At 71.8% G+C, this 25,273-nt stretch carries 18 protein-coding genes; 3 read left to right on the top strand and 15 right to left on the bottom strand.

Annotated features, from left to right (window positions below; all coding sequences use genetic code 11):
• Positions 1–7 precede the first annotated feature (7 nt).
• Together ddaH and rocD are read left to right on the top strand one after the other, a co-directional pair.
• On the top strand, positions 8–808 hold the full coding sequence (gene ddaH, locus QMG73_RS12640) for a dimethylargininase (RefSeq protein ID WP_281895072.1): 801 nt from the start codon (positions 8–10) through the stop codon (positions 806–808).
• The gene (gene rocD, locus QMG73_RS12635) at positions 808–2,016 is read left to right on the top strand and encodes an ornithine--oxo-acid transaminase (protein WP_281895069.1); all 1,209 of its coding nucleotides are present in this window, start codon (positions 808–810) and stop codon (positions 2,014–2,016) included. Before ddaH ends, rocD begins: the two co-directional genes overlap by 1 nt.
• Before the next feature lie 594 nt (positions 2,017–2,610).
• Here rocD and QMG73_RS12630 read toward each other — a convergent pair.
• From QMG73_RS12630 to QMG73_RS12590, 9 genes are all read right to left on the bottom strand, one after another.
• On the bottom strand, positions 2,611–3,747 hold the full coding sequence (locus tag QMG73_RS12630) for an FHA domain-containing protein (RefSeq protein WP_281894915.1): 1,137 nt from the start codon (positions 3,745–3,747) through the stop codon (positions 2,611–2,613).
• A 46-nt stretch (positions 3,748–3,793) separates the two neighbouring features.
• Positions 3,794–4,054, bottom strand: a complete 261-nt coding sequence (locus tag QMG73_RS12625) for a 4a-hydroxytetrahydrobiopterin dehydratase (RefSeq protein ID WP_281894913.1) — start codon at positions 4,052–4,054, stop codon at positions 3,794–3,796.
• Positions 3,993–5,045 carry a cation diffusion facilitator family transporter gene (locus QMG73_RS12620; RefSeq protein ID WP_281894911.1) on the bottom strand — a complete coding sequence of 351 codons (1,053 nt, stop codon included), beginning with the start codon at positions 5,043–5,045 and terminating at the stop codon, positions 3,993–3,995. Before QMG73_RS12620 ends, QMG73_RS12625 begins: the two co-directional genes overlap by 62 nt.
• A gap of 27 nt (positions 5,046–5,072) precedes the next feature.
• Positions 5,073–6,170 carry a golvesin C-terminal-like domain-containing protein gene (locus QMG73_RS12615; protein WP_281894909.1) on the bottom strand — a complete coding sequence of 366 codons (1,098 nt, stop codon included), beginning with the start codon at positions 6,168–6,170 and terminating at the stop codon, positions 5,073–5,075.
• A gap of 100 nt (positions 6,171–6,270) precedes the next feature.
• Positions 6,271–7,293 carry a fatty acid desaturase family protein gene (locus QMG73_RS12610; RefSeq protein ID WP_281894907.1) on the bottom strand — a complete coding sequence of 341 codons (1,023 nt, stop codon included), beginning with the start codon at positions 7,291–7,293 and terminating at the stop codon, positions 6,271–6,273.
• Positions 7,294–7,424: 131 nt separating this feature from the next.
• A complete protein-coding gene (locus QMG73_RS12605; protein ID WP_281894905.1) occupies positions 7,425–10,754 on the bottom strand; it encodes an SCO7613 C-terminal domain-containing membrane protein in 3,330 nt (1,109 codons plus the stop codon).
• 48 nt (positions 10,755–10,802) lie between these two features.
• On the bottom strand, positions 10,803–11,123 hold the full coding sequence (gene cutA / locus QMG73_RS12600; protein ID WP_265252876.1) for a divalent-cation tolerance protein CutA: 321 nt from the start codon (positions 11,121–11,123) through the stop codon (positions 10,803–10,805).
• 11 nt (positions 11,124–11,134) lie between these two features.
• Positions 11,135–12,157, bottom strand: coding sequence for a 1-acyl-sn-glycerol-3-phosphate acyltransferase (locus QMG73_RS12595; RefSeq protein WP_281894903.1), 1,023 nt, complete (start codon positions 12,155–12,157; stop codon positions 11,135–11,137).
• Positions 12,157–12,993 (bottom strand): patatin-like phospholipase family protein, encoded by an 837-nt coding sequence (locus tag QMG73_RS12590; protein WP_281895066.1) that lies wholly within the window; start codon positions 12,991–12,993, stop codon positions 12,157–12,159. The genes QMG73_RS12595 and QMG73_RS12590 overlap by 1 nt, the downstream gene beginning before the upstream one ends.
• A 144-nt stretch (positions 12,994–13,137) precedes the next feature.
• On the opposite strand from QMG73_RS12590, the gene QMG73_RS12585 reads away from it, so the two are divergent.
• Entirely contained in the window at positions 13,138–14,604 is a 1,467-nt protein-coding gene (locus QMG73_RS12585) for a serine/threonine-protein kinase (RefSeq protein WP_281894901.1), read from the top strand.
• Between the two features lie 7 nt (positions 14,605–14,611).
• Here the strand turns inward: QMG73_RS12585 and QMG73_RS12580 are convergent, their stop codons facing one another.
• From QMG73_RS12580 to QMG73_RS12555, 6 genes are all read right to left on the bottom strand, one after another.
• Positions 14,612–15,925: an ABC transporter ATP-binding protein gene (locus QMG73_RS12580; protein ID WP_281894899.1), complete on the bottom strand. Its 1,314-nt coding sequence runs from the start codon at positions 15,923–15,925 to the stop codon at positions 14,612–14,614.
• 122 nt (positions 15,926–16,047) lie between these two features.
• Entirely contained in the window at positions 16,048–17,241 is a 1,194-nt protein-coding gene (locus tag QMG73_RS12575) for an Os1348 family NHLP clan protein (protein WP_281894897.1), read from the bottom strand.
• 255 nt (positions 17,242–17,496) lie between these two features.
• Complete coding sequence (locus QMG73_RS12570) at positions 17,497–20,949, bottom strand: cyclic nucleotide-binding protein (RefSeq protein WP_281894896.1); 3,453 nt, start codon at positions 20,947–20,949, stop codon at positions 17,497–17,499.
• 303 nt (positions 20,950–21,252) lie between these two features.
• Positions 21,253–22,908: a trypsin-like peptidase domain-containing protein gene (locus QMG73_RS12565; RefSeq protein WP_281894894.1), complete on the bottom strand. Its 1,656-nt coding sequence runs from the start codon at positions 22,906–22,908 to the stop codon at positions 21,253–21,255.
• Positions 22,909–22,971: 63 nt separating this feature from the next.
• Positions 22,972–24,546: a sensor histidine kinase gene (locus QMG73_RS12560; RefSeq protein WP_281894892.1), complete on the bottom strand. Its 1,575-nt coding sequence runs from the start codon at positions 24,544–24,546 to the stop codon at positions 22,972–22,974.
• Positions 24,521–25,222 carry a response regulator transcription factor gene (locus QMG73_RS12555; RefSeq protein ID WP_281894891.1) on the bottom strand — a complete coding sequence of 234 codons (702 nt, stop codon included), beginning with the start codon at positions 25,220–25,222 and terminating at the stop codon, positions 24,521–24,523. Before QMG73_RS12555 ends, QMG73_RS12560 begins: the two co-directional genes overlap by 26 nt.
• Positions 25,223–25,273: the final 51 nt, after the last annotated feature.

The following is a 25,273-nucleotide window of genomic DNA, read 5'->3' as shown; positions in this document are numbered from 1 at the left end:
CATGACGATGGACGCCACCCACCGGCACTACCTCATGTGCCGGCCGACGTACTTCGCGGTCGAATACGCGATCAACCCGTGGATGGATCCCACGGCCCCGGTCGACGCTGGCCTTGCCATCCGGCAGTGGGAAGCGCTGCGCGGGATCTACCTCGACCTCGGCCACACGGTCGACGAGATCGAGCCCCTTCCCGGCCTGCCCGACATGGTGTTCGCCGCCAACGGCGCCACCGTGATCGACGGCAACGTGCTGGCGGTCGAGTTCCGCGACCCGCAGCGCGCCGACGAGGCCCCGGCGTACCGGGACTGGTTCGAGCGCGCCGGCTTCGAGACGCACGAGGCGAAGTACGTCAACGAGGGCGAAGGCGACATGCTGCTCGCCGGCGATTTCCTGCTCGCCGGCACCGGCTTCCGCACCGTCACCGCCGCGCACGACCGGGCTCAGGAGATCTTCGGTCGCCCGGTGATCACACTGCAGCTCGTCGACCCGCGCTTCTACCACCTCGACACCGCGCTCTGCGTGCTCGACGAGCGCACGGTGGCGTACCTGCCGGAGGCGTTCTCGCCGGGCAGCCAGGCGGTACTGCGCCGGCTCTTCCCGGACGCGGTCCTCGCCGCTCCCGCCGACGCCGAGGTGCTCGGCCTCAACGCGGTCAGCGACGGCCGGCACGTCGTACTCCCATCGCAGGCCACCGGCCTGGCGGCCGCGCTCCGGGAGCGCGGGTACGAGACAATTGGCATTGATTTGTCCGAGTTGCGCAAGGCTGGAGGCGGTCCTAAGTGCTGCACACTGGTAGTCCGGAAGTGATCGTCGACGACCTCGTTCGCACCCCCGCTGCGGTGGCCGACGCCGAGCGATGGACCGCGCACAACTACCACCCGCTCCCCGTGGTCATCTCGGAGGCCGAGGGCGCCTGGGTCACCGACGTCGACGGCAAGCGGTACCTCGACTGCCTCGCCGGGTACTCCGCGCTCAACTTCGGGCACCGGCACCCCTCGCTGATCGCCGCCGCGCACGCCCAGCTCGACCGGCTCACGCTCACCAGCCGCGCGTTCATCCACGACCAGTTCGCGACGTTCTGCCGGGGCCTCGCCGAGCTGTGCGGCAAGGACATGGTGCTGCCCATGAACACGGGCGCCGAGGCCGTCGAGACGGCGATCAAGGTCGCCCGCAAGTGGGGGTACCAGGTCAAGGGTGTACCGGCCAACGCCGCCACGATCGTAGTCGCCGATGGCAACTTCCACGGGCGCACCACCACGATCGTCAGCTTCTCCACCGATCCGTCGGCTCGCGACGACTACGGCCCGTACACCCCCGGCTTCAAGATCGTCCCGTACGGCGACCTGGAGGCGATGGACGCGGCGATCGATGACACCACGGTCGCGGTCCTCATCGAGCCCATCCAGGGCGAGCAGGGCGTGATCGTGCCGCCGCCCGGGTACCTTCAGGGCATCCGTGACCTGTGCACGGCGCGCGGCACCCTCTTCATCGCCGACGAGATCCAGTCCGGACTCGGCCGCACCGGCCGCACGTTCGCCTGCGACCACGAGGGCGTCGTGCCGGACATGTACGTGCTCGGCAAGGCGCTCGGCGGCGGCATCGTGCCCGTCTCCGCGGTGGCGGCGGACGCCTCGGTTCTCGGTGTGTTGAGCCCGGGCTCACACGGGTCCACGTTCGGTGGAAACCCGCTCGCGTGTGCCGTGGGCACCGAGGTGGTCAGGCTGCTGGGCACCGGCGAGTACCAGCGCCGCAGCGCCGAACTGGGCGCACGCCTGCACACCGACCTGAGCGCGCTGATCGGGCATGGGTTGATCGCTGTGCGCGGGCGCGGCCTGTGGGCGGGCATCGACATCGACCCGTCGCTGATGAGCGGCCGCGAGGCGTGCGAGCGCCTGGCCGAGCACGGCGTACTGGCCAAGGACACCCACGGCTCGACGCTCCGCTTGGCGCCCCCGCTGGTCATCGAGCCCGCGGAACTCGACTGGGCAGTGGAGCGCCTAGCCGCGATCCTCTAGACGATCTATACCGAGGGACATTGGGCTACCGCGACGGCCGTCGCGCGCCGGGCCGTTGCTCCCGCAGCCTCACCCTCCGCGGCTACACGACCCGCCCGGACGTGGCAGCGAAATCCCGGATTTCGCTGCCTCCGGGCGCGTTCGAGGCGACAAAATCAGGGATGTTGTCGGGATCTTGAGCGTGACTGGATGCGGAGGGTGAGGCCGCGGGAGCAGCGGTCCTACGCGCGGCGGGCATCGCGGTAGCTCACATCCTGGTTTGCCTAGGAATAGATCATCTAGCACCCACCGCGCGGTCCTGCGCGCCGCGCTCTGCGCGCATGCCACGCCTGACGCCCGCTCGCCGACGCCGTGGGTGTCGTAACGCGGCATTTGTCGCCGCGGCGGGTGCCGACTGTGGCGAATGGCTGCCCCCCGAGGGGCCGCCCCACGCGGCCGCGATCAAGGGCAATCGCATGGATCAAGGGCGAATACACGCGGAAAGAGATCCAACCGCGTGCATTCGCCCTTGATCGGCGCAAGAGGGCGCGCTCCGCGCGGAGGGCGCGGCGCGGGAGGGCGGGGTTGCGGGGCAGTGCGCTGGGTGGGGGTGGGTTAGCGGTCTACTACGCGCATGGACATCGTTGGGGCTTCCGCCATCACGGATGGGGACGCTACCGGGCCCGTGGAGGTTACGTGGCGGGCCAGGCCCACGTGGACGCCTGGGTACAGCTCGATCAGGTCACCCGGTCCCAGCGACCGGCTCTGGCCCTTCAGGATCATGCGCTCGGCCTCGTCCATCGAACCGCCGGGGCGCACGCCGGTGCCGTTGGTGCTCACATCCTGAGCGACCACCTCGGTGCCGCGCATCTCGAACCGGACGTGACTGCGGCTGATCCACCGCCGTGCCTCGTCGGTGAGCCACTGGCCGAGCATGATGCCGCCCTGCTCGGGCGCGCGCCCGACGGTCATGGGCTCGCCCTCGGCGACCACGAACCGCTGCCGCACCACGCCGCCGACCCGAACAGCCAGAGCCTCGGCCACGGGCCGGGCGCCGACGTCGGACAGTTGGGTCTCGTGCCGGGGGCAGGTGGGCCGGCCGGTGTGCAGGGTGGGCGGGGGCTGGCCGCCCGCGCGGCGGGCCGGGGCGAGGTCGGCGAAGGCGCCGCCGCCACCGCCGAACAGCGCGCAGCCGGGCTCGCCACAGCGCCACAGCCGGCTCAGCATCTGGGCTCCCGAGGGCGCGGGCGCACCCGTCACGGGCAGCGAGCCGCCGCCCATCTGTGCGACGAGCACGGCGCCGTTCTTGCCGGGCACGGGTGCCATGAGCCGTCCGGCCTGGCCGGCCAGCCATCCGTACCGCTCGCGCACGCCCTCGAACCGCAGCCGGCTCAGCACGGGCAGGCCGAGCAGGTCGGCCACTTCCAGTACCCGATCGCCGACCGACGGCACGACCTCGACCAGGCCGTCGTCGGCCCAGCGTCGCACGACCATGCGCTCGTTCGACGTCAGATCGGCGTCGGAGAGCAGGCCGCGGTGCACGACCGTGTAGACGGCGGCGTTCTCCTCGCCGAGCTGGGCGGCGAACGCGTCGACGACGAGCCCCAGGCGCAGCAGGTTTGCGGGCCGACCACCGTCGAGGTCCGCGTATCGCACCACCTCGGCGAGGTCGACCACGCCTCGGGCGAGCGCGGGATCGGTGCTGAGCCGCCGTTCGATGGCGTCGAGCACCTTGCTGACTTCGAACCTCACGCCGCCATACTGCCTGATCGTCGCCAACGGCAGGGACAGCCCCGCGTTACGCCTGGTTTGCGACGATATCGTCGATGCGCCTCGCCAGCTTGAAGTCACGCTCCGTGACCTTGCCGGCGGAGTGGGTGCTGCACCGGAACGTCAGTTTTCGCCACCGGATGTCGATGTCGGGGTGGTGATCCATCTCCTCGGCGACGACCGCGACCCGGTCGACGACCGCGATCGCGTCCATGAAGCTGGGCAGCTCAACCGTGCGGGTGATGGTGGTGTCGTCGCCGCTCCACTCGGGCAGGTCGGCCAGCGCCATGTGAGCTCCTCTCGTGGTGGTGGGCGAGGGCCTCGTGATGGTCATGGCCCGCGCGCGGCTGCGGGTCCGCGTGCACCAGTGCGGATCCGAGCTTTGGTACGTCGTGCAGCAGGCGGTGCTCGGCGTGGACGGCGACCGCGTGTGCCGCCAGAAGGGTGAGGTCGGCGTCGACCACGATCTCGCACTCGGCACGCAGCCGGTGGCCGATCCAGCGCACCTTGACCGCGCCCACGTCGAGCACCCCGTCGGTCTCCCGGAGCGTGTCTTCGACCTTGTCGACCAGTTCGGGGTCGACGGCGTCCATGAGCCGGCGGTACACCTGCCGCGCCGCGCCGGCGAGCACGACCAGGATCGCGGCGGTGATCGCGAGACCGACCACCGGGTCGGCCCATCGCCAGCCGAGGGCGAGGCCGCCGGCGCTGACCAGTACGCCCAGGGAGGTGAAACCGTCGGTGCGGGCGTGCAGCCCGTCGGCCACGAGGGCGGCTGACCCGATGCGCCGGCCGACCCGGATGCGGTACTGGGCCACGAGCTCATTGCCCGCGAACCCGACGATCCCGGCGACCGCCACCGCGCCGAGGTGGTCGACGTCGGCCGGGTTGAGCAGCCGGCGAACCGCCTCGTACCCGGCGACCGCCGCCGACGCCGCGATGAACCCGACGATCACGATGCCGGCGAGGTCTTCGGCCCGGCCGAAGCCGTACGTGTATCGCCTGGTGGCGGGCCGGCGGCCGATCAGGAACGCGATGGCGAGCGGCACGGCGGTGAGCGCGTCGGCCACGTTGTGCAGGGTGTCGCCGAGCAGGGCCACCGAGCCCGACCAGACGACGACCAGCGCTTGGAGGGCAGCGGTCAGGGCCAGGATCGCGAGAGAGATCCAGACTGCCCGCATGCCCTCCTTGCTGGTTTCGAGCGCCGAGTCGACCTGGTCAGCGGCGTCGTGCGAGTGTGGACGTATCGCGTGCCGCACCCGGTGCCACCAACCGCTCATGGGTACATACTGCCCCCGCGAGCGTGATCAAACCCGGCTGATGCGCACCGCGTCGGCGACGACGTACCCCGTCGTGGTGGTCCACCGGCTCACCGCGGCGACGGTTTTCGCGCCGGACGTGAGCGCGAACGTGCCGAGCGACTTCCACGCGCCGCCGCCCGTGCTCTGGTCGACGCGCACGACCTGGCTGCCGCCCGAGGCGTACACGATGAACGGGGTGGACGTGTTGTAGCCGGCGATGCCCGGGTACCAGGTCTCGATCTTGTAGTTGCCGGTGGCCGGGATGGTCGCCGAGTACGTGGCGAGGTCGCTGACCTCCTCCGGGTTGGCGTACCGGTAGTCCGCGCCGTACCGCTCGGCGGAGTACGACGAGACCGACCAGTTGGCGCCGGCCGCGAACCCGCTCGACGTGTTGTCGACGATCGTGCTCCACGTCGGCGTCGTGCCATTGAGCGCGGCGGCCACGTCGGTGCGCAACTGCGGCAGCCGGGCGTACAGCACGTCACCCGGGCACGCGGTCGCGAGGAAGTCGCGGTGCCCGTAGATCTGCGTGGGCGCGATGCCGTACTGGTCGCAGATGTACGCGCACATGTCGACCAGCTTGTTGTAGAGCGCGGCGGGCGGGGTGGCGCTGGTGTAGGTGCCCTGGTTCTCGATGCCGATCGCCGCCGAGTTCTGCCCGGGGCAGTGCGCGCCGACGATCGCGCCGCTGCCCGCGTTGAGCTTGCCGAGGCTGCCGCGCCGCCCTTCCATGACGTATCCGCCCCGGCTGATCGTGAAGTGCTGCCCGCTGTCGACCCAGCCGAAGTCGAAGTGCCACTGCTGGATCTCGCGAGCGTGCGCGTACGCGGCAGCCTGCGAATAGTCGGTGACGTTCGCGGACGCGGTGTGGTGGACGAGGATCTTGTTCGGGTTGGTCGTGACGCTGCTGATCGTGCCGCGTGGTGCCGCGGCGCCCCAGGTCGCGCAGCTCGCGATCGTTGGCGCTGCTACGGCCAGGGCGGATGACTCTGCCGCTAGGGCAGGTGACGCATGAGCCAGCGAAGCACCGCCGGTTGCCATGCCGGCGCCGATTGCAACGGCGCCGCGCATGACGTCCCGACGGCTGACGGGGTTGCCGGTCACGGAGGACCTCCACGGGGGGTGTTTGAAGGTTTCCTTAAGGACATCGGCCAATGCTGGAAGATTCCTACCAGAAAAACACCCGTCGATTCAACCCCCGTGATCAACTAGGCGGGTTACCCGCCTCATGAAGGGAGCGCAGAGCCTGGCCGTACGAGTTGATCACTCCCGCCTCCTCGTAGGCGATGCCGTGCTCGGCGCAGTACGCCCGGACGATCGGCTGAGCCTTGCGCAGGTTCGACCGCGGCATGCTCGGGAACAGGTGGTGCTCGATCTGGTAGTTGAGCCCGCCCAGCATGAAGTCGACCACCGGACCGCCCCGCACGTTGCGCGACGTCAGCACCTGCTTGCGGAGGTAGTCCAGGTCGTCCTCGGCGGTGAGCATCGGCATGCCCTTGTGGTTCGGGGCGAACGAGCATCCCATGTAGACACCCCACAGCCCTTGGTGTATCGCGATGAACACCAGCGCCTTGCCGGGCGACAGCACGAGGAAGACCGCACTCAGGTACGCGATCGTGTGCACCACCAGCAGCACGGCCTCGGTGCGCCGGTGCCGCATGGGCGTGTTGAAGAGCGCCCGGATGCTGGCGTAGTGCAGGTTGAGACCTTCCAGGGTCAGCAACGGGAAGAACAGGTACGCCTGCCAGCGCGCGAACCAGCGCCCGAACCGCCCCCGTGCCAACGCCTGCTCGTGTGTCCACACCAGAGCACCCGCCCCCACATCCGGGTCCTCGTCCTCGTGGTTGGGGTTGGCGTGGTGTCGCGTGTGCTTGTCGATCCACCAGCCGTAGCTGAGCCCCACGGCCAGGTTGCCGGAGATGTAGCCGGCCACCTCACTCGGACGCCGGGTCCGGAACATCTGCCGGTGCCCCGCGTCGTGGCCGAGGAACGACACCTGCGTCGTGGCCACGCCGAGGAACACGGCGACCAGAGCCTGCCACCATGAGTCGCCCACGAAAGCGAAGGCCACCCATCCCCCGATGAACAGCGCGGCGGTCACCACGATCTTCGCCGCGTACCACCCCGGCCGGCGTTCGAGCAGGCCAGCCGCGCTCACCATCTTCGATAGGCGCGCGTAATCGCTGCCTCTTTTTTGGACAGGCTCCGCCACCGCGTTGACCGTCATACGTCTCCCTACGTCGTCGGGGGCACTCGCCCGACGCGCGGCGAGGCGTTGACTCAAGTCTCCGGAGGGTAGGGGGGCTGAGTAACCCTGACAACCCCCGTAAGTGCGGTAGGGCTACCGCTACCTAAGGGTCACGTCATCCGCCCCACGCTGGTTCGAAGGCGCAAAAGATCACGCCGCCGCCGCTCGTACGTCATGGCCAGGCCGATCAGCACGAACCCGCCCGCCGCCAGGAAGATCCACCGCGGCAGCAGGTCCCACACTCTGACCAGCTCAGCGGCGGTGACCACCACCAGCGTCACCCCACCGAGTACCACCGGTGCCTGCCGGCGCCACACCGATCCGGCCAGGACGGCGCCGAGAGCGCCGGCGCCCAGCAGGAGCCTGCGGATCGGCTGGCCGTCTTCGACCAGTACCGAGGCCAGGCTGGGCAGCAGCGCGGCCGCCAGTCCCGGCCCGTAGGCGAGCCAGCTCGACCGCTCGGGCCGGGCCCGCAGGGCTAGCCAGCCGGCCACCAGCGCCACGGCGGCGGCCGGCAACGTGTACGCCTCCGTAATCGTGACGTCACCCGCAGCGAGCGAGAGCCACCAGGCGAGCAGTTCGCTGGACGCGGCAACCATGGCGAGCGCGACCCGTCGTGACTTACGCCACAGTGCGCGCCCGCCGGCGGCCACTCCCCAGATCGCGGCGACCGCGGCGGCGTACCGGAGATCGCCGAGCGCCAGCAGCACCGCGAGCGCCGCCACGGACAGCGCGGCCGCGTCCAGAGGCCGCGTCAAGGTGGGGGTCACGGCTCCGCCGGCGGCGAGTGCCAGCACGCCCACCGCCAGCACCGCGAACGCCGCCGCGTGCAACGGCAACTCGGCCGCCTGGGCCGCCGCGAACGCGAACGCGACACCCGCCGCCACGGCCGCCAGCGCGCCGGCCACGCGCACAGCGACGGTGCGGGCGGAGGCGGCCACGGCCACCGACACGGCGACCACCAGCCCCAGCCCGCCCAGCGTCGTGGCCTTCGTGGGCAGCGTGCCGACCAGCCCGGCCGCGGCCAGCGGAAGGAACGCGACACGCTGCCGCGTCAGCATTCCGGCCAGGCCCAGCACGAGGCTCGCGGCGGGCACCAGGGGCCAGGGAGCGTCGGCGGCGGCCAGCGTCACCGGTACCGCCAGCGCGGCGAGGGGCAGCGTCCACATCGGCCGGAACAGTCCAACCGCGACGGTGGCGACGATCAGCGTCGCGGCGGCCGGGCCCGAGACCGACCATCCGCCGTCGGGCGCGCCGGACCAGATGTCGCCCAGCCACCGGTACGGCTCGGCGAGCACCGCCCACAGCGCGGGCGCGAGGGCCACCACGGTCCGGATCGCGGGTGGCGCCAGCAGCACCGCCCACTTCGGACGGTCGCGCACCACGAACGCGCCAAGCACCAGAGCGACGGCGGCGTACACACCGGGCGGGTCGCCGGTGCGCCACACCTCCGGCAGCGTGCCGATGACCAGCGCCAGGGCGAGCACGCCGGCTTCGGCGTACCGGGCGTGCTCCGGCCACATCCGGCGCACGGCGATCAGCCCCAGTAGGAGCGTGGCGACGGCGGCCACCGTGCCGCGCCCCACCCACCACGGCTCGACCTCGGCGGCCACCAGCGCGGCAGCCACCGCGGCGGGTGTGGCCAGTACGCCCGCGAGGAGCCCGACGCCGCCGATCGCCGAGCGCCGCCCGGCAGCGGCCACCGCCACGCCGGTCACCGCCGCGGCTGCCAGCACGACCGCCCCCGTGAGCGGTCGGGCAAGGCTCGCCACGGCGGCGTGGAGCGCCAGCACTCCGCCCAGCACGGCCCAGTTGACGCGCCGCAGCCGCGCCGCCACCAGAGCCAGGCCACCGCCCGCGGCAAGGCCGACGAGAGGCGTCAGCCACCACGGCAGCGGCAGCGCCAGTACCGCGAACGCGCCACCGAACACCGCCGCGTCCCGCCAGTAAGCGCGCGGCATCAGGAGAGCCACCGCTCCAGCGACCAGCACGACGGCGACCGGCACCTGCCAGTCGTACGGCAACGCGTGCTCGTTGAGGTCGGCGTCCCACGGCGGCAGCGCCCGAGTGGCCGACACGGCGGCGACGACGCCGGCCATCACGACAGCCACCAAGCCAACCAGGCCGGCGACGGTCGCCGCACCGACGCGCGTTCCAAACCGTGCCGCCCGCACCGCCGCACCGACCGACGCCGGCTCCACTCCACCCAGCGCGGCAGCGCCCAGCGCAGCTGCGCCCGGCACGGCTGCGCCCGGCACGGCAGCCCCAGGCGCCGGGGCCGGCGCGAAGACAGCCTGCGCCGGGGCCGGCGCGAAGACGCCAGGCGCCGGGACCCCTCGGGCGGCGGTGGCCGAGGCGGCTGCCAGGACGGCCGCGACCGCGGCCATCAGGACCAGCGTCAGGCTCGGCCGTACCTCGGCGACGAGCCGCAACGACGCAACGCCCAGGGCGACCACGAGCCCGGCGCCAGCCACCGCTCCCAGGAGCCGCGACCGTGCCACCAAGGCTCTGAGCAGCAGCACCGAGGCGACCACGACCAGCGGTACCCCCGCGATGGCCGGCGCCAGACCGGACCCCGCCAGCACCGAGCCGAGCGCAGCCAGCCACGCCAGGACCAGCGCGAGGCCGTGCGCCACCCAGCCCGCGACGTGCAACGGGCCCGAGGCGCGCCACACCAGTACCAGGTCGAGCAGCGCGACCGCGACCAACACGAAAGCCCAGCCGAACGCGTCCGGGTCGGCCCGGTACGCCAGGAGGGGCAGGACCGGCTGGGCCACGGCCAGAGCCGCGAAGCGCGGGCCGGACAGCCCGGTGGCCACGGCGTAGCCGGCCGCGACGGCGGCGGTCACCCCGCACACCAGCGCGGCATATCGGGTACCCGGCCAGTCGGCGAGCCCGAACAGGTTGACGTACCAGGCGGCGTACCCGTCGAGCAGTACCAGAAGCAGCCCGACCGCCGCGAACGTCTCGGCCGTGGCGGTGAGCTTGCGGCGCAGCGCGAGCAGCGGCGCGCTCAGCGCCAGCGCGGTGACCACCGCCAGGATGGCGGCCCGCCCGCCCACGCCGTACGCCGCCCACGCGACCCCGGTGAAGACGATGGCCGCCGCCCCGAGCAGGAGTCCACCGAGAATGAACAGCACGCTCTGCACCGTCAGCGTCGATGCCTCCGGTCGCGGTGCGGCGGCAGTGGTCGCGGCAACCGGCACGGGTACGGGCAGGGGCAAGGGCTGTGGCGCGGGAGCCGGTCGGGCACGGACCCGCACCCGGGCCGCCAGCTCAGCCCTGCGCGTCTCGGCGGTTCGCAGGCGGGCGGAAAGATCGACGATCTCCGCGTTCAGGCGGATCACCTCGGCCGCGTCCGGGTCGGGACCGCGACCGCAACGCGGGCAACCGGACTCCAGATTGGCCGGAGCGCCGCAGGCAGGGCAGGGGTACGTCACGTGAGCATCCTCGCGCGGGCTGTCTACCTGCGGAAAGAGTCGGCGTACTCAGCCGCGGGTCTGCTCGTATACCCAGATCTGGTAGGCCGGGTTGCCACTGCCGACCGACGTCACGATGATCTCCGGTACGTCGTACGGGTGGGCGGCGCGCACGTGGTCGACCAGCGCCTCGACACGGTCGGCACTCGTCTTGAACTGCACCGACCACTCCTGCGCGGTCTCCACCCTCCCCTCCCACCAGTACGTGCTGTCGAGGGGACCGCCCACCTGAGCGCAGGCGGCCAACCGTCCGGCAACCGCGGACGCCGCCAGCAAATCAGCAACGGATCGCGCATCCACAACCGTCGTCACCAGACAGATCTGATCCACGGGCCGCCACCCTACGCTTCCGCCGATACGGTGCGGTTAGCCTCTATCCACCGATCGATCTTTGTCCACCAGTCGTACAGCCATTCAATTCGCTCCGCTCGGTCTGTTGGCACCTCTTCCGGCGGCACCGACCAGAATCGCATGATCAATCGTTTGTCCATCGGCAACTCTCGCCAGATGTCGCCGATCGTCATGAGCCGGTCGAGTCCGGTGTGCGCCACGAAGATGACCCCGGAGTCAGGCGCCGCGTCGAGGGCCGCCAGCATGCCGCCAGGCTGCGGCGCGAGGACATGGCGCATCGCCTCCGCGCGTACTGCCATGCTCTCGTGTCCCCGAGCCCGCAACCGCTCGATGGCCCGCAGCCGGCGGCGGGGCGTGAAGTTTCCGCCCTCGGGAAAGATCACGAACGCGTCGTTGTCGTCGAGACCGGTGGCGAGGTGGCCGATCTGTTCCTCAATGGACTCTCCGGGCACCCGGCCCGGCGCGATGAACCGGCTGGGCAGGCGGTTGAGCATCACGTCGATCGCCGGGTCCCACTGAAGCGCGTCCTTCAGCACGATGCGCGGCTCGCGGTCGTACCAGTTCACCAGCGCGTGGATGAGGATGAACGAGTCGCCCGGCCCGGCATGGCGGCACAGCACAACCTCGGGACGCCCCGGCGCGGCGGTGTCCGGGTCGGTGCCGACCACGTCGATGCGCACCCGCAGCGCCCATTGGCCCTGCCAGAAGAGCGCGGTGAGGAACCAGCCGGTGAGCACATAGTGGACGCGCTGGAACCGTGGCGAGCGCGTCTTCCACCCGAAGCCGGACGCCACCCACAGCGCGAAGAGCGTCACCAGCGCGGCGGCGTCCCACACCAGGTACACGACGGCCATCCACAGTAGGCGGAGCACCCGCAGCCGGCCCGGCACGAGCGGGGACGCGGCAGCGGCCAGCAGCAGCCACACGGGGAGCGTGGTGACGGCTACGACGGCGAGTACCACCACACCCGGCCCCAACACGAGCCGGCGTATCCAGCGCGGCGGCAGTCGCATCAGGGGACGTCCACCACGGACGCGAGGTATCGCCGGGACGCCGTGTAGGCGCGGCTGATGCGCCGGCCCACCGCGGCCATGTCCCGGTACGCCCACGGCGTGTCGTCGCGCGGCTCGCCGCCACCGGTCGGCAGCACGTGCACGTCGACCTCGTCGGGCAGCGCCGCCATCTCGCGCGCGAACCGGTGCCGCCGGGCGATCTCGAACGCCACCTGCGCGACCTCCCACGGCCGCCGCGGCGGGGTCAGCGGCCGCTCGACCCGCCCCACCTGGAGTACGAAAATCTGCTGGGCGCCGGCGTCGACCGCCTCGCCCACCGGGATCGAGTTGACGATGCCGCCGTCGACGTAGTGCTCGCCCGCGATCTCGCTCGGCGGGAGCAGCCCGGGCACCGCCGCCGAGGCGAGCACGGCGTCGATCACTGGTCCCCGGTCGAACCAGTGCTCCGCGGCCCGCTCGATGCTCGCGGCGCAGCACCGGAACGGCACCTTCAGCTCCTCGAACCGGGTGCCCTCGCCGAGCTCACGCTCCAGCAGCTTGCGCAGCGGCTGCGGGGAGTGCAGATGGGTGCGGGCGGCGAAGCGGCGCAGTTGCCGGGCCACCGAGTCGCCGTACACGGCACTCGCCTCCGGCGACGCCCACAGCCTGACCAGACGCTCAGTGACCGACTCGGTCGGCTCGGCGGCAACCAGGGCGCCGTTGACCGCGCCGATGGAGGTGCCGATGACCAGATCCGGACGGATGCCGGCCCGGAACAGCGCACGCAACATGCCGACCTGAACGGCGCCCAGCACGCCGCCACCGCCGAGCACGAACGCCACCGGGCCGCTGACCATGCTGTTCATCGTGACACACCCTCTGATCTCCAGTGATGGTGGTTAAACCACACAAAGTCCGGCTACGTAACACCACGTTGACAGGACGGTTTGATTCGCGGAGCCTGATACGACCTTCCCCTCCCAGGCAGGTGCGACCACAAAATGCCAACACTCAAGTCGGGCGGCCTGCTCGCCCGCAGGTACCGCCTCATCGACAACATCGGTGCGGGCGGGATGTCGGTTATCTGGCGCGCCCGCGACGAGGTGCTCGACCGCGTGGTCGCCGTCAAGGTGCTCGCACCGTCTCTCGCGGCGGACGCCAAATTCCGCGACATGGTGCGGGAAGAGGCGCGCTCCGCCGCCCAACTCGTGCACCCGCACGTGACCGCGGTGCACGACTACGGGGAGCAGGTCGCCCCGGACGGCGCGGTCACCGCGTTCGTGGTGATGGAGCTGCTCTCCGGCGACGAGCTGGACTCCCGGCTCTCCGAGGGGCCCCTGCCGTGGCAGGAGGCGGTCGAGATCTGCGCTCAGGTCGCCGAGGCGCTCGCCGCCGCGCACCGGCTCGGGATCGTGCACCGTGACGTCACGCCCGCCAACATCATGATGACCGCCACGGGCGCGAAGGTGCTCGACTTCGGCATCGCGACCCACGTCGGGGCGCCTGACGAAGACGAGGAGGGCGACACGTTCGGCACGCCGGCGTACGTGGCGCCCGAGCGGCTCGACGGCATCCCCGCCCAGCCCGCCACCGACACGTACTCGCTGGGTGTGCTGCTCTTCGAGACGCTGACCGGCCACCCGCCGTACCCGGCCGACACCTGGGAAGAGCTGACGGTCGCGCTGGAAGACGAGGAGATCCCCCGGCTACTGGTGCCCGGCCTGCCGCCGGCGGTCGCCGACATCTGCTTTCGCTGCCTCTCCCGCAATCCGCGCGACCGGCCCACCGCACGGCAGGTCGGCGAGGTGCTGCGCGATCAGCTGCTCCCCTCCGACCCGCAGGCCGCGACGATGCTGTCGCCCACCGTCACGCTGCCCACCGTCATAGCGCAGCCCAAGCCGGCCGCCCCGGAGCCGTCCCCCGCCCCGGTTCCAGGGCCCCGGTCCCGCCGCACCCGGATCATCGTCGCGGTAGCCGCGTCAGCGGTCGCGCTGGCCGCGGCGGTACTCCTCGGGCTGAACCTCGGACGGCCGGAATCGGCGCCGCGGACGATGACCGCGACGGACCCGCCGATGGGCACCGACGCGGCCACGACCATGCCGTCCGTGCCCAGCCCCACCACACCGGCGGCGACCGCACCGGCGCCCGTGGCACCGCCACAGCGGGACACGCCACCGCCGTCGCCGACCGCGGCGGCACGGCCGACGGTGCGCGAAGCCGTGCGCACGGTCGACCAGCTCATCACCGACGGCCTGAACGAGGGCGCGATCCGCCGGGACGCCGGCCAGGACCTGCGCAACCTCGTGAAGAACCTCGAGGCACGCCTGGTGAGCGGACCGACCGACCTCACCGGACCGGTGGGCGACCTGCGCCGAAAAGTCGCCCAGCGCGCGCTGGAGGGCTCGATAGACGACGAGTACGCCGACCTGCTGGACGCCGCCCTAGAACGCCTGTCAACAGCCGTCTAACCCACGCTCAGAGCCTGATGCGGTCGCCGGCGCGATCGAAGAGGAGCAGCTTGGCCAGGTCGACCGCGACCGTCATCGACTCGCCACGGCGCGGCAGCACCGGCGCCGGCACGCGGACCACGACGTCGCCGAGCGGTGGCGGCTCGTCGGTGACTTCCGGGTCGTAGACCGGGTAGAAGCCGTACTGGGTGCGCGCGGTCGCGGGCTGGGCCGCCGGCCGGCCGTGAGGGATCATCCGGGCGAGGGTGTGCCGGAACGGGTGGCCCGTTGGCGGCTCCTCCGCCACGACGTCGGCGAGGTGCTGGCCGGTGTCCGGCAGTTCGAGGCGGGACTCGGCCGGTGACGTGGGCACGATGCCGGTGTCGAGGTGCACGAGTGCCTCGTGGCCGAGGTTTTCGACGATACGCACCGAGCCTCGCAACACCGGCCCGCTGCTGGCGCCGTCCGGTACCGGGCGCAGGGCGTCGGCCCGTACGGCCACGGTGACCCGGTCATTGTGGTGTTCGGCGAGCGCGTCGGACGGCGGCACCTCCAGTACCTGCGAACCGACGTCGATCACCGTGCGATCGCCCTCGACGTAGATCGCGCCCTGCAACAGGTTGGTGCGAGGCGTGCCCAGGAAGGCCGCGACGAAGAGGGTCGCGGGATCGCTGTACACCTCGGCGGGCGGGCCGATCTGCTGCAGTACGCCCCGACGCAGCACCGCCACCCGATCGGCCATCGTGAGCGCCTCGGTCTGGTCGTGCGTCACGTACAGCGTGGTTACGCCCAGCCGGCGCGCCAGTGCCGCCACATCGGTACGCAACTCGGCGCGCAGGCCGGCGTCGAGGTTGGACAGCGGCTCGTCGAGGAGGAAGACCTGCGGCTTGCGGACGATCGCCCGCGCCATCGCCACCCGTTGCCGCTCGCCGCCCGACAGGTGGCCGGGCAGGCGGTGTACCAGCCTCCGGATGCCGAGGTGCTCCGCGACCTCGGCCACCCGGGCGTTCACGTCGCCCGTGAAGCCGTGCGCGACCCGCAGCGGAAAGGCGATGTTCTGCGCCACCGTCAGGTGTGGATAGAGCGCATAGTCCTGGAAGACCATCGCGACCCGGCGCTCGCGGGCGGTGAGATCGTCGACCACGCGGCCGTCGATGAGCACGTGGCCGCTGGTTTCCCGCTCGAGCCCCGCGACGAGCCGGAGCATCGTCGACTTGCCGCATCCGGTCGGGCCGAGCAGCACGAGAAACTCGCCCGAGGCCACGTCGATGCTGACCTCGTCGACGGCCACGGTGCCATCGGGAAAGACCTTCGTCAGCCGGTCGGTGGCGATGGCGACCACGGGGACCACCTCCTGGGGACATCGTCGATCCCTGATGGCCCCGGCACCACCCCCGGCGCGCCGGACGGCGTATCGGACGCGCTCGGCGGTAACGCACCGTCACGCATTATGCAACTTGCGCTCTAACGGCGGTCGATGACGGTGCGATCGAGCCAGCCGTCGTCGTTGTCGTCGTACATGTGCTTCTCGAACGTGCCGTCGCGGTTCTTGTCGTAGTCCGCCGACTCGACGAGGCCGTCCGCGTCGTCGTCGTGGCCGATGATGTCGACCCGGCCGTCGTTGTTGGAGTCCACCAGGATGTCGACCCCGCCGTCGCGGCGGCCGCGCAGGATGAACTCGTCGGTCGTGCCGTCGCCGTCCATGTCGACGTCGGTGCGGTATCCCTCGGGTGGCGCAAGCCATCCGGTGTCGCCGCTGCCGTGCAGGCGCTCGCCGATCGCCTCACCGAGCCCCGCGATCCCGCCGCCCGGCGCCGCCCCGAAGCCCTCGCTCGTCTGCGGCCCGCCTGTGCCATGTCCAGGAACGGCGGGGCCGAAGCCCGAACCGATCGCGGTCCCGCCAACGTCCTGACCGGGCATGGCCGCACCGATGCCCGCATCCGCCGGAGCTCCGCCAGCCCCCGACGAACCAAAACCGGCCCCGCCGGGCAGTGCCGGGCCGAAGCCCGCGCCGATCGCGGTGCCTCCCGCGTCCTGGCCGGGCGGAGGCGAGCCGAAGCCCGCTTCTGCCGCTGAACCGTCGGCGCCGTAGCCGGGCACGGAGGAGCCGAAGCCCGCGACGGGCACGGGACCGCCCGCACCGCCGCCGTGGGCGAGCGCCGGACCGAAGCCGGCCTGGCCGCCGATGGCGGAGCCGGCGGTACCGGGCGGGCCGGCCGCGTCCTGGTCCGCGGCGCCGAAGCCCTCGTGGTACGCCGCACCGAAGCCGCCGTGGCCGAGCGGAGCGCCGAAGCCCTCCCGGTGAGCGGGCATGCCGATGGCTTCCCCCGTCGGGGTGAGCCCGCTCGGCTGCGGCAGGGGCGCGGTCGGCTCGGGGGCGGGACGCGAGGTCGCGTCGGCGATCGAGTCGCCGATCGACGGCAGGCCGCCCACCGCTCCGATGATCGGGGAGAGCATGCCGAAGAGGCTGGACTGGTTGGCGCGGACCTCCACGGCCGTCTGCCCGCCGGTATCGGCGCTCACCTGGCTGCGCAGCAGGTCGATCTCGTCGGGCTCCAGCTGGTACCCGGCCAGCGCCGCCACCGGATCGGCCGCGAGCGCCGCCGCGAAAGCCGGATCCGTGACCAGCCTTTCGAGTACGTCGTCGAAGTCACTCATGATCGCGCCCCCTGGGTGCCAGGCCCTTCAGTCCAGCTCCGGCATGGGTACCGGCTGCGGGCGGGGGCGGCATGTGCCGCACTGGAGGGCATCCTCGACCACCAGGCCCTCGACCCGGTTGCGCGTCTCGGACCTGTGTACCTGTAAAAGGTACGGGCCGAAGCGCGCGTGGTCTTCACAGACGCCCCGCCCGCAGAAGCGGCATCCCCCGCGCGCCGCCTTAGGACAAAACCAACACAGCACCCGAATCTCCTCTTAGCCAACAATATCTAGGCGACAGCTCGCCACCGCCACGGCCGAACCTCTCACACTGGAACTGGCGCCCTCGCTGTCGGTCGCGGTCACCACTATGCCCAGCGTGCCGCCGTCGTTGGACTGGCCGGGAAAGTCGACCGGCCCAACCTGGCCGTAGAAGTTACCGTCCGGCGACATCTGGTCCGAGCCGGCCGCGAACCCGGTCCACCGCACGATCACCGTCAGGGCGCCGCTCCCGTCCCTGTCGTCCTTGACGGCGACGACCGGAAAGACGCTGGCCGGCTCCTCCGAGCACTGACCACCCTCGCCGCCGAACGACTGCGAGACCGTCCCGCCCGGATCACGGACGAAGGTGATCACGGGCGGACTGTTCGCCGGCGGCGTTGGTGACGCGGAGGTCGGGGCCGGCGTCGTCGGGGGTGGTGGCGTCCGTGTCGTCGGGTTCGGGTTCGGGGCGGGGGTGGTGCGGCCCGGCGTGGTTGGGGCGGCGGTGGTGGGGTCGGCGGGGTCAGGGTCTTCCGGGACGCCCGGGTCTTCGGGCGCCTCGGTGGGAGACGCGGTCGGCGTCGGTGTCGGCGTGGGGATCGGTGTCGGGGTGGGCACCTCCGACGGAGACGGGCTGTCAGACGGGGTGCCGGCCGGTGGCGGCACCACGACGCCGTCGCCACAGGTCAGTGGCCCGTTCGTTTCGCGCTGGCGGGCGCCGTCGACCCGTACCTCGCCGTTCGACACCTCGGCCGTGCCGCCGTTCGCGGCGAACCATGCGGCGCCGCGGTTGGTGACCGTGCTGCTGCCGGTGGTCAGGCTCAGCGCCAGGTCACGGAACGCGCCGCTGGTCGACGCGGTATCGGCGAGGATGCGTCCACTGTCGACGGTGAGTACCCCGTTGGGCGCGACTGTGCGGGTGCCGTTGCTCCACAACGCACCCACGTCGAGGCGGCTCTCCGCGCACAGGATCAGCGCCGCACCGCCCCGGAACGTCAGCCGGCCCGTCGACTTGGTGCGCACCTGGATGTCGCTGCCCTCGGCGACGTACAGCCGGTCGCCCGGGGTCAGCACGACGGTCCGCCCGTCGAGCGTGGCCACGACGCGGCCCCGGTCGGCGGTGAGCAGCGCCTTGTCGCCGGGCATCTCGGCCCAGGCGGGGCCGGGGATGAGGTTGGCGACACCGGTGGTGATGGCGAGCAGGGCCAGCAACAGCACCAGCCACCAGAGGTGGCGCTCGAACCGCTTGTCGACCTCGTCGTCGGCGTCGGGCGGCGGCCCGGGCGGGCTGGCCAGCGGCGGGTAGTCGGCGCCCGCGTGCGCGCCGGCGGCGGGCGCGCGGCCGGGGCTGGCGGCGGCCGGTGGCTCGGCGGCGGCGCGGGCCGGGGAGGCACCGAGCAGCAGGGGCAGGCCGGACACCGCCGGGATGGTCCACAGCCGCACGTGGGTGCGGGCATGCGCGACGGGCTCCTCGACCGCGTACCCCATCGGGCCGATCATGGTGCCGCGGCGCAGCTCGGTGCCGTCGGGCAGGGTGACCGTGCCGGTGCCGACGATCAGGGCGGCGTGAGCGGCGGGCAGGACGACCGGCGCGCCCGGTTCGAGTGCGGTCGGGCGGGCCTGCGCGATCAGACCGATCTTGTCTTCGGCGGGCAGCCCGTCGAGGGCCGGCGTGTCGCTGAACAGCGCCTCGACCTCGGCGCGGTCGGCGGGTGCCGGGCCGGGCAGCCGGCCGACCGCCGAGGCGACCAGCGCGGACGGTACCGAGAGGAGGGTCGTGCCAGCGGTGTGCCAGGTGAGCGCCGCCGGCGTACCCGAAACAGCCGCCGCGAGACCGATGACGCCGCCGCGGCCGAGGCGCTCGCGCACCGTGCCGGCCGGGTCGCCGGGACGGCGACCCTCCATCGCGCCGTCGACCACGACGTAGACCGAGTTTTGCGCGGAGCCCGCGAAGACGAGGTGCTGGCCGGTGCGCGGGTGGACCCAGGTGGCGTGGGTGGCGAGCTCGGTCAGTTGGTCGGGCGGGAGCTTGCCGAGGATGGAGCCGCGCAGCGCGTCGAGCCGGCGAGGCATGTCGGTGCCGCGGCGCTGCTCTTCGAGCCGCCTGCGGAAGCGCCGCCAGGCGCGACCCAGCCAGCCGAAGACGAGGTACACCAGCGGAGCGGCCAGTCCGGCGACGACGGCGGCGAGCAGGAGTCGCGCCGGCCAGCCGGTGCGCCACAGGCCCGTGACGAGGCCGGCGACCCGGTCGGTCCAGATCCGCCAGCCGAGGTTGACGGCGATGACGATCCAGAGCACGGCCAGCATCCCGTACAGGGCGACCAGCCGGCCTTCGCGGTCGAGTTGCGCCCAGGCGGGCGGGCGGCGGCGCAGCCGGGCCACCACGTACGCGAGGCCCCGCGCACGCAGGTTGGCGATCTCCAGCCAGTCCATGAGCAGGTAGTAGCCGTCGAGCGCGAGGAACGGGTTCAGGTTGAACAGCGCGTTCAGGTACCAGGCGAAGGCGAGCTTGAACGCCCACGGCGCGGTCTCCGGCACGATCAGGCCGACGATCTGCGCGAGGCCGGCCAGGATGAGCCCGGCGGCCGGGCCGGACGCGGTGGTGATCATCCGGGCGCGGCGGCCGGCCATCCACACGTCGGTGGTGTCGACGAAGATCGACGGAATGCCGAAGTACACGAGGAAGCCGGCCGCCGGCACGCGGCGGCCCGCGTGTTTCGTGGCGAGCGCGTGGCCAAGCTCGTGGCAGGCGAGCGCGAGCACGTTGAGCGCGAGCAGCACGGCGGCACCGGCCGCGTACGAGCCGCCGGTGAGGAAGACGGCCTGGCTGCCGCGCCACCACGTCCAGCCGAAGATGCCGAGGCCGAGCACGGCGACGATGCCGAGCAGTACCGCCGCGGGGCGGGTGAAGAGCGCCCGGCCACCGGCCCGGTAGAGGAACCCGATCAGCGGGTCGATGTCGGCGAGGATCATCCGCCGGCCGCGCGCCACGGCCAGCAGGCCCCGCCCGAGGCGGATGGGCCAGGGGCGGCGGGTCACCGCGTCGAGTGGACGGAACGCGTCGACCGGCAGCTCGGCGAGCATCCGGTTGCCGGCGAGGTCGGCGACGACGCGCGTCACCTGGTCGGGCGCGAGCCGGCCGCTGATGCGGGCGAACTCGGCGACCAGGCGCGCGACGGTGCGGGTGCCGTCCATGAGGCCGGCGAGCTGCCACTCTTCCGGGGAAAGCCGCAGGTAGCAGGCGCCACCTCGGCCGTCGGGCGAGCGCAGCATGACGTACGGCACGTCGCGCACATTGATCAATTCGACCGATTCGACGCCTTGGCGCAGCACCGGCCGGGCCCGTGCCGGGTTGAGCCGCTCGACTACAGCGGCCCACAACCCCGGATCGACCGGACCTGTCGGCTGACCTGGCGCTCGCCCGGCCAGCGCTTCCCACAGACTCACGCGGGTCTCGACGACCGTCACCGCTACCTGCCCCTCCCCTGGCTGCGGGTAGCAGAGTAGGGCTCATATATCGACCAGCGCGACCCCCGATCCGGTCGCGTTCATTCGTCGATGTGCTATTTATGCGCCCCGCAGCGCCTTCATGTTGGTCACGGATGCGAGGGCGCTCGCGGTTCAACCAGAAAGACGACGGTTCAACGACAGACACAGAGCGGCGGGCGACGTGACCAACCCCCTAGGTCTACGTCGCCCGCCGCTTTTTGGGGAGGAAGCGAGACTTCCGTTTTGCGGAATCTGTCCCGCTCGTGATGCGGGTCCTCGTTGTTAGGACGCTTCAGCCAGCGTCACGGTTGCCGTCTTCACCTCACCGTTTCGGGTGTACGTGATGGTCACCCGGTCACCGACCTTGCTGGCCTGCACGGCGCCCACCAGTTCGTCGGAGCTGCCGATCGCCTTGTCGCCGAACTTCGTGATCACGTCGCCCTGCTGGAACCCGGCCTGAGCGGCGGGGCTGTTGGCGTTGACCGAGTTGATCAGCGCGCCGCCGTTTTCCGCGGTGCCCACGCTCACGCCGAGCGACGCGTGGCTGACCTTCTCGCCGTTCTTCAGCTTGTCGGCGACGTCCTTGGCCCGGTTGCTCGGGATCGCGAAGCCCACGCCGATGTTGCCGGTGCTCTGGCCGGAGGTGGCGATCGCGGTGTTGATGCCGATCACCTCGCCGTTGGTGTTGACCAGAGCGCCGCCCGAGTTGCCAGGGTTGATCGGGGCGTCGGTCTGCAACAGGCCGGAGATCGAGCTGACCGCGGTCTGCTGCTGGGGCTGGAACGGGTTCTGCTGCTCCTGCTCGCCGCCGGTCTGGATGGTGCGGTCGGTGGCGCTGATGATGCCGGACGTCACCGAGCCTTGGAGGCCGAGCGGGCTGCCGATGGCCAGTACCGTGTCGCCGACCTGCATCGCGTCGCTGTCACCGAACTTCGCGGCGGTCAGACCCGATACGCCCTCGGCCTTCACGACCGCGAGGTCGGTACGCGGGTCGGTGCCGATGATCTTCGCCGTGGCGGTCTTGCCGTTGGCGAAGACCACGGTGACCGTGTCGCCGCTGGCACTAGCGACCACGTGGTTGTTCGTCAGCACGAACCCGTCGGCGCTCATGATCACACCGGAGCCCTCGCCGTTGTTGGTGGTGATCGACACGACGCTGTTTTCCACCTGGGAAGCGATCTTCGGCAGGTCGGCCGAGTTGATCACCGGGGCGGCGGTGTAGGTCTTGGTGGTCGTGCCGCCGTCGTTGACCGCGAGCGCCACCGCGCCACCCGCGATGCCGGAGCCGGCCATCAGGACCAGCCCGACGACGCCGAGCAGCACCGCCTTGCCGACCTTGCCGGGGCCCGCCGGCTGGGCGTGCGCACCGGGCTGCTGGGCCCAGACGGGCACCTGGCCGGGCGGCAGCGGACCTTGCGGCCCGTGTGCGGGCTGCGGCCCATGTGCGGGCGCAGGCCCGTAGCCGGGCGGCACCGGCCCGTGCCCGGCGTGACCCAAAGGCTGGCCCGGGCCGCTGCCGGGCGGGACGGGCCCGGCAGCGGCACCGGAGATTGGCCCGGCGGCCGCCGGCCCGGAGGCGTGGCCGGCGGCGCCGGAGGTCGGGTGGGCGTAGCCGGCGTTGCCGGGCCAGCCGGGCTGGTGCTGGGCGGCCGGGTGCCACGGGCTGGGCGCGTACTGGGTGCCCGGCGCGGGCGATCCAGGCGCATCGGTGCCGGGAGCACCGGGAGCGGGCGGCGGTGCGTCCGATACCGGTGCCGCCGCGGTGGGCGCGGACCACGGCGAGGCGGGTGCCGGTGCGGGCTCCGTAGCGGGGATGGCCTGAGTGGCCGACGAGTCGGACTGCTCCCGCGTTACCGGGGGCAGCTCGGTGGTCGGGTGCGACGGCTCGGCGTCGGGATTGACCGGCTGCCGCGGCGGGTTGGTCTCGTTCTCGCTCATGCCTCTTACCTTTCCCGCTCGCTCTGCAACAGTCCTGAAGCTGCGCTGGACGTTGCCTGTGAATCAGTCATCATCGACGGGTACCACTGGCGCGAGCGGCAACCGTACCCGGAAAGTGGCGCCCTTTCCGGGCGCGCTGTCCACCTCGACGGTGCCGTTGTGCGCGGCCACCAGGGCGGCCACGATGGCCAGTCCGAGGCCGGTGCCGGTGACGCCGTCCGCCCTGCGGGTGCGTGCCGCGTCGGCACGGTAGAAGCGCTCGAAGACCCGGTCGGCCTGCTCGGGCGAGAGCCCCGGACCGCTGTCCGCGACCTCGATCACGGCCCGCTCCCCCGGCTCGGTGCTCAGCCGCACCGTCACCGAGGTGTCGGGTGGCGTGTGGGTGAGCGCGTTCGTCACCAGGTTGCCAAGCACCTGCCGGAGCCGGCCGTCGTCGCCGAGTACCACCAGGTGGCCGGCGCCGGACGCGGTCTCCAGCTCGATCGTGCGCTCGGGTGCCACCGCGCGAGCCGCCTGTACCGTCTCCGCGGCCAGGACGCGCAGCTCGACCGGCGCCAACTCCACGGGCCGTTCCCGGTCGAGCCGGGCGAGCAGCAGCAGGTCTTCGACGAGCAGGCCCATCCGGGACGCCTCGTCCTCGATACGGCGCAGCAGCCGGGCGGTCTCCTCGGGCGAGTTGGCCGCGCCTTGGCGGTACAGCTCGGCGAAGCCTCTGATCGTGGTGAGCGGCGTCCGCAGTTCGTGCGAGGCGTCCGCGACGAACTGCCGCATCCGCTCCTCCGACCGCCGGGCGCGCGCCTCGGACGCCTGCGCGGCGAAGGCCGCGTCGCGGGCGGCCGTCTCGGCGGCGCGCGCGGCGGATTCGGAGGCGGCGCGCGCGGTGAACGCGGCCTCGATCTGCGTCAGCATGGCGTTGAGTGCGCGGGACAGCCGCCCCAGCTCGGTCTCCGGTATCTCGGCGCCGGGTTCGGGCTCGGGCAATCGGCGGCTCAGGTCACCTCCGGCGATCGCCCCCGCGGTGCGCTCGATCTCCAGGAGCGGGCCGAGGCTGGTCTGCACGATGGCCGCACCGAGCGTGGCGAGCAGCAGGAGCACGGCGGTGCCGACCAGCGCGTCGATCCAGATGAGCCGCTTGACCGCGGAGTCCACATCGGACATCGACTGCGCGACGACGAGCGCGCGGCCGTCGGGGCGGGCGGTGACGAGGACCCGCCACTCCAGTTTTCCGTTCATTGACGTCGTCGTGTAGTGCTTGTTGGCCCGCGTGAGCGCGTCTTCCTTGCTGTCGGGCAGCTTGGGCAGCAGGTCCTTGTCCAGGTAGACGTACTTGATGACCTCCCACTTGCCCGGCGCCGAGAACGCGAGCACGTTTTCGCTGGGCAGCACGAGCATGGGGAGGTTGTCGGCGAGCACCTCGGGGTCGGCGTCGCGCAGCAGGGCGGAGGTGTCGTTGAGCTGGCCGTCGATCCGGGCCGTCAGGTAGTACTGGAGGGCGAACGCGCTCGTCACGCTGATCACCGCGAGCGCCACGGTGACCAGCGCGAGGACCGCGGTGACCAGCTTGACGCGCAGCGGCGTCCGGCGCAGCAGCCTCTTCACTCCCCAGCGCCGGTCAGGTCGCAGGCTTGCGAAGGACATACCCCACACCGCGCAGCGTGTGAATCAGGCGGGGCTGCTGAGTGTCGACCTTGCGCCGGAGGTACGAGATGTAGGACTCGACGATGTTGTCGTCGCCGCGGAAGTCGTAGTTCCAGACGTGGTCGAGGATCTGTGCCTTGGACAGCACCCGGTTGGCGTTCAACATGAGGTATCGCAGGAGCTTGAACTCTGTGGGCGACAGCTGCACCCGCTGCCCCGCCCGGTAGACCTCGTGCGTCTCCTCGTCGAGCTCCAGGTCGGCGAAGGTGAGCCGGGACGGCGACCGGTCGCCGCTGGTGGTGCGGCGCAGCACGGCACGGATGCGCGCGGTCAGCTCTTCGAGGCTGAACGGCTTGGTCACGTAGTCGTCGCCGCCCAGCGTGAGCCCGCGGATCTTGTCGTCGGTCGCGTCGCGCGCGGTCAGGAACACCACCGGCGTGCGCGTGCCCGACTCCCGCATGAGCCGGATGACCTCGAAACCATCGAGGTCGGGCAGCATCACATCGAGCACCACGAGATCGGGCCGACGGTCCTTGGCCGCGGTGACCGCCGCGCTGCCGCTGGTGGCGGTCGAGACGTCGAACCCCGCGAAGCGCAGGCTGGCCGACAGCAGCTCGAGGATGTTGGGATCGTCCTCGACGACGAGCAGTCTCGCCTCGGTCTGTGGTGCGGCCATGGAACCATACTGGCCCCTCGGACTGGCATACGCCTGAAGACTGGCTGAGAA

The sequence above is a fragment of the Phytohabitans aurantiacus genome (genome assembly GCF_027923225.1).
GTDB classification, from domain to species: domain Bacteria; phylum Actinomycetota; class Actinomycetes; order Mycobacteriales; family Micromonosporaceae; genus Phytohabitans; species Phytohabitans aurantiacus.
This window is presented reverse-complemented; position numbering and strand designations above follow the sequence as displayed.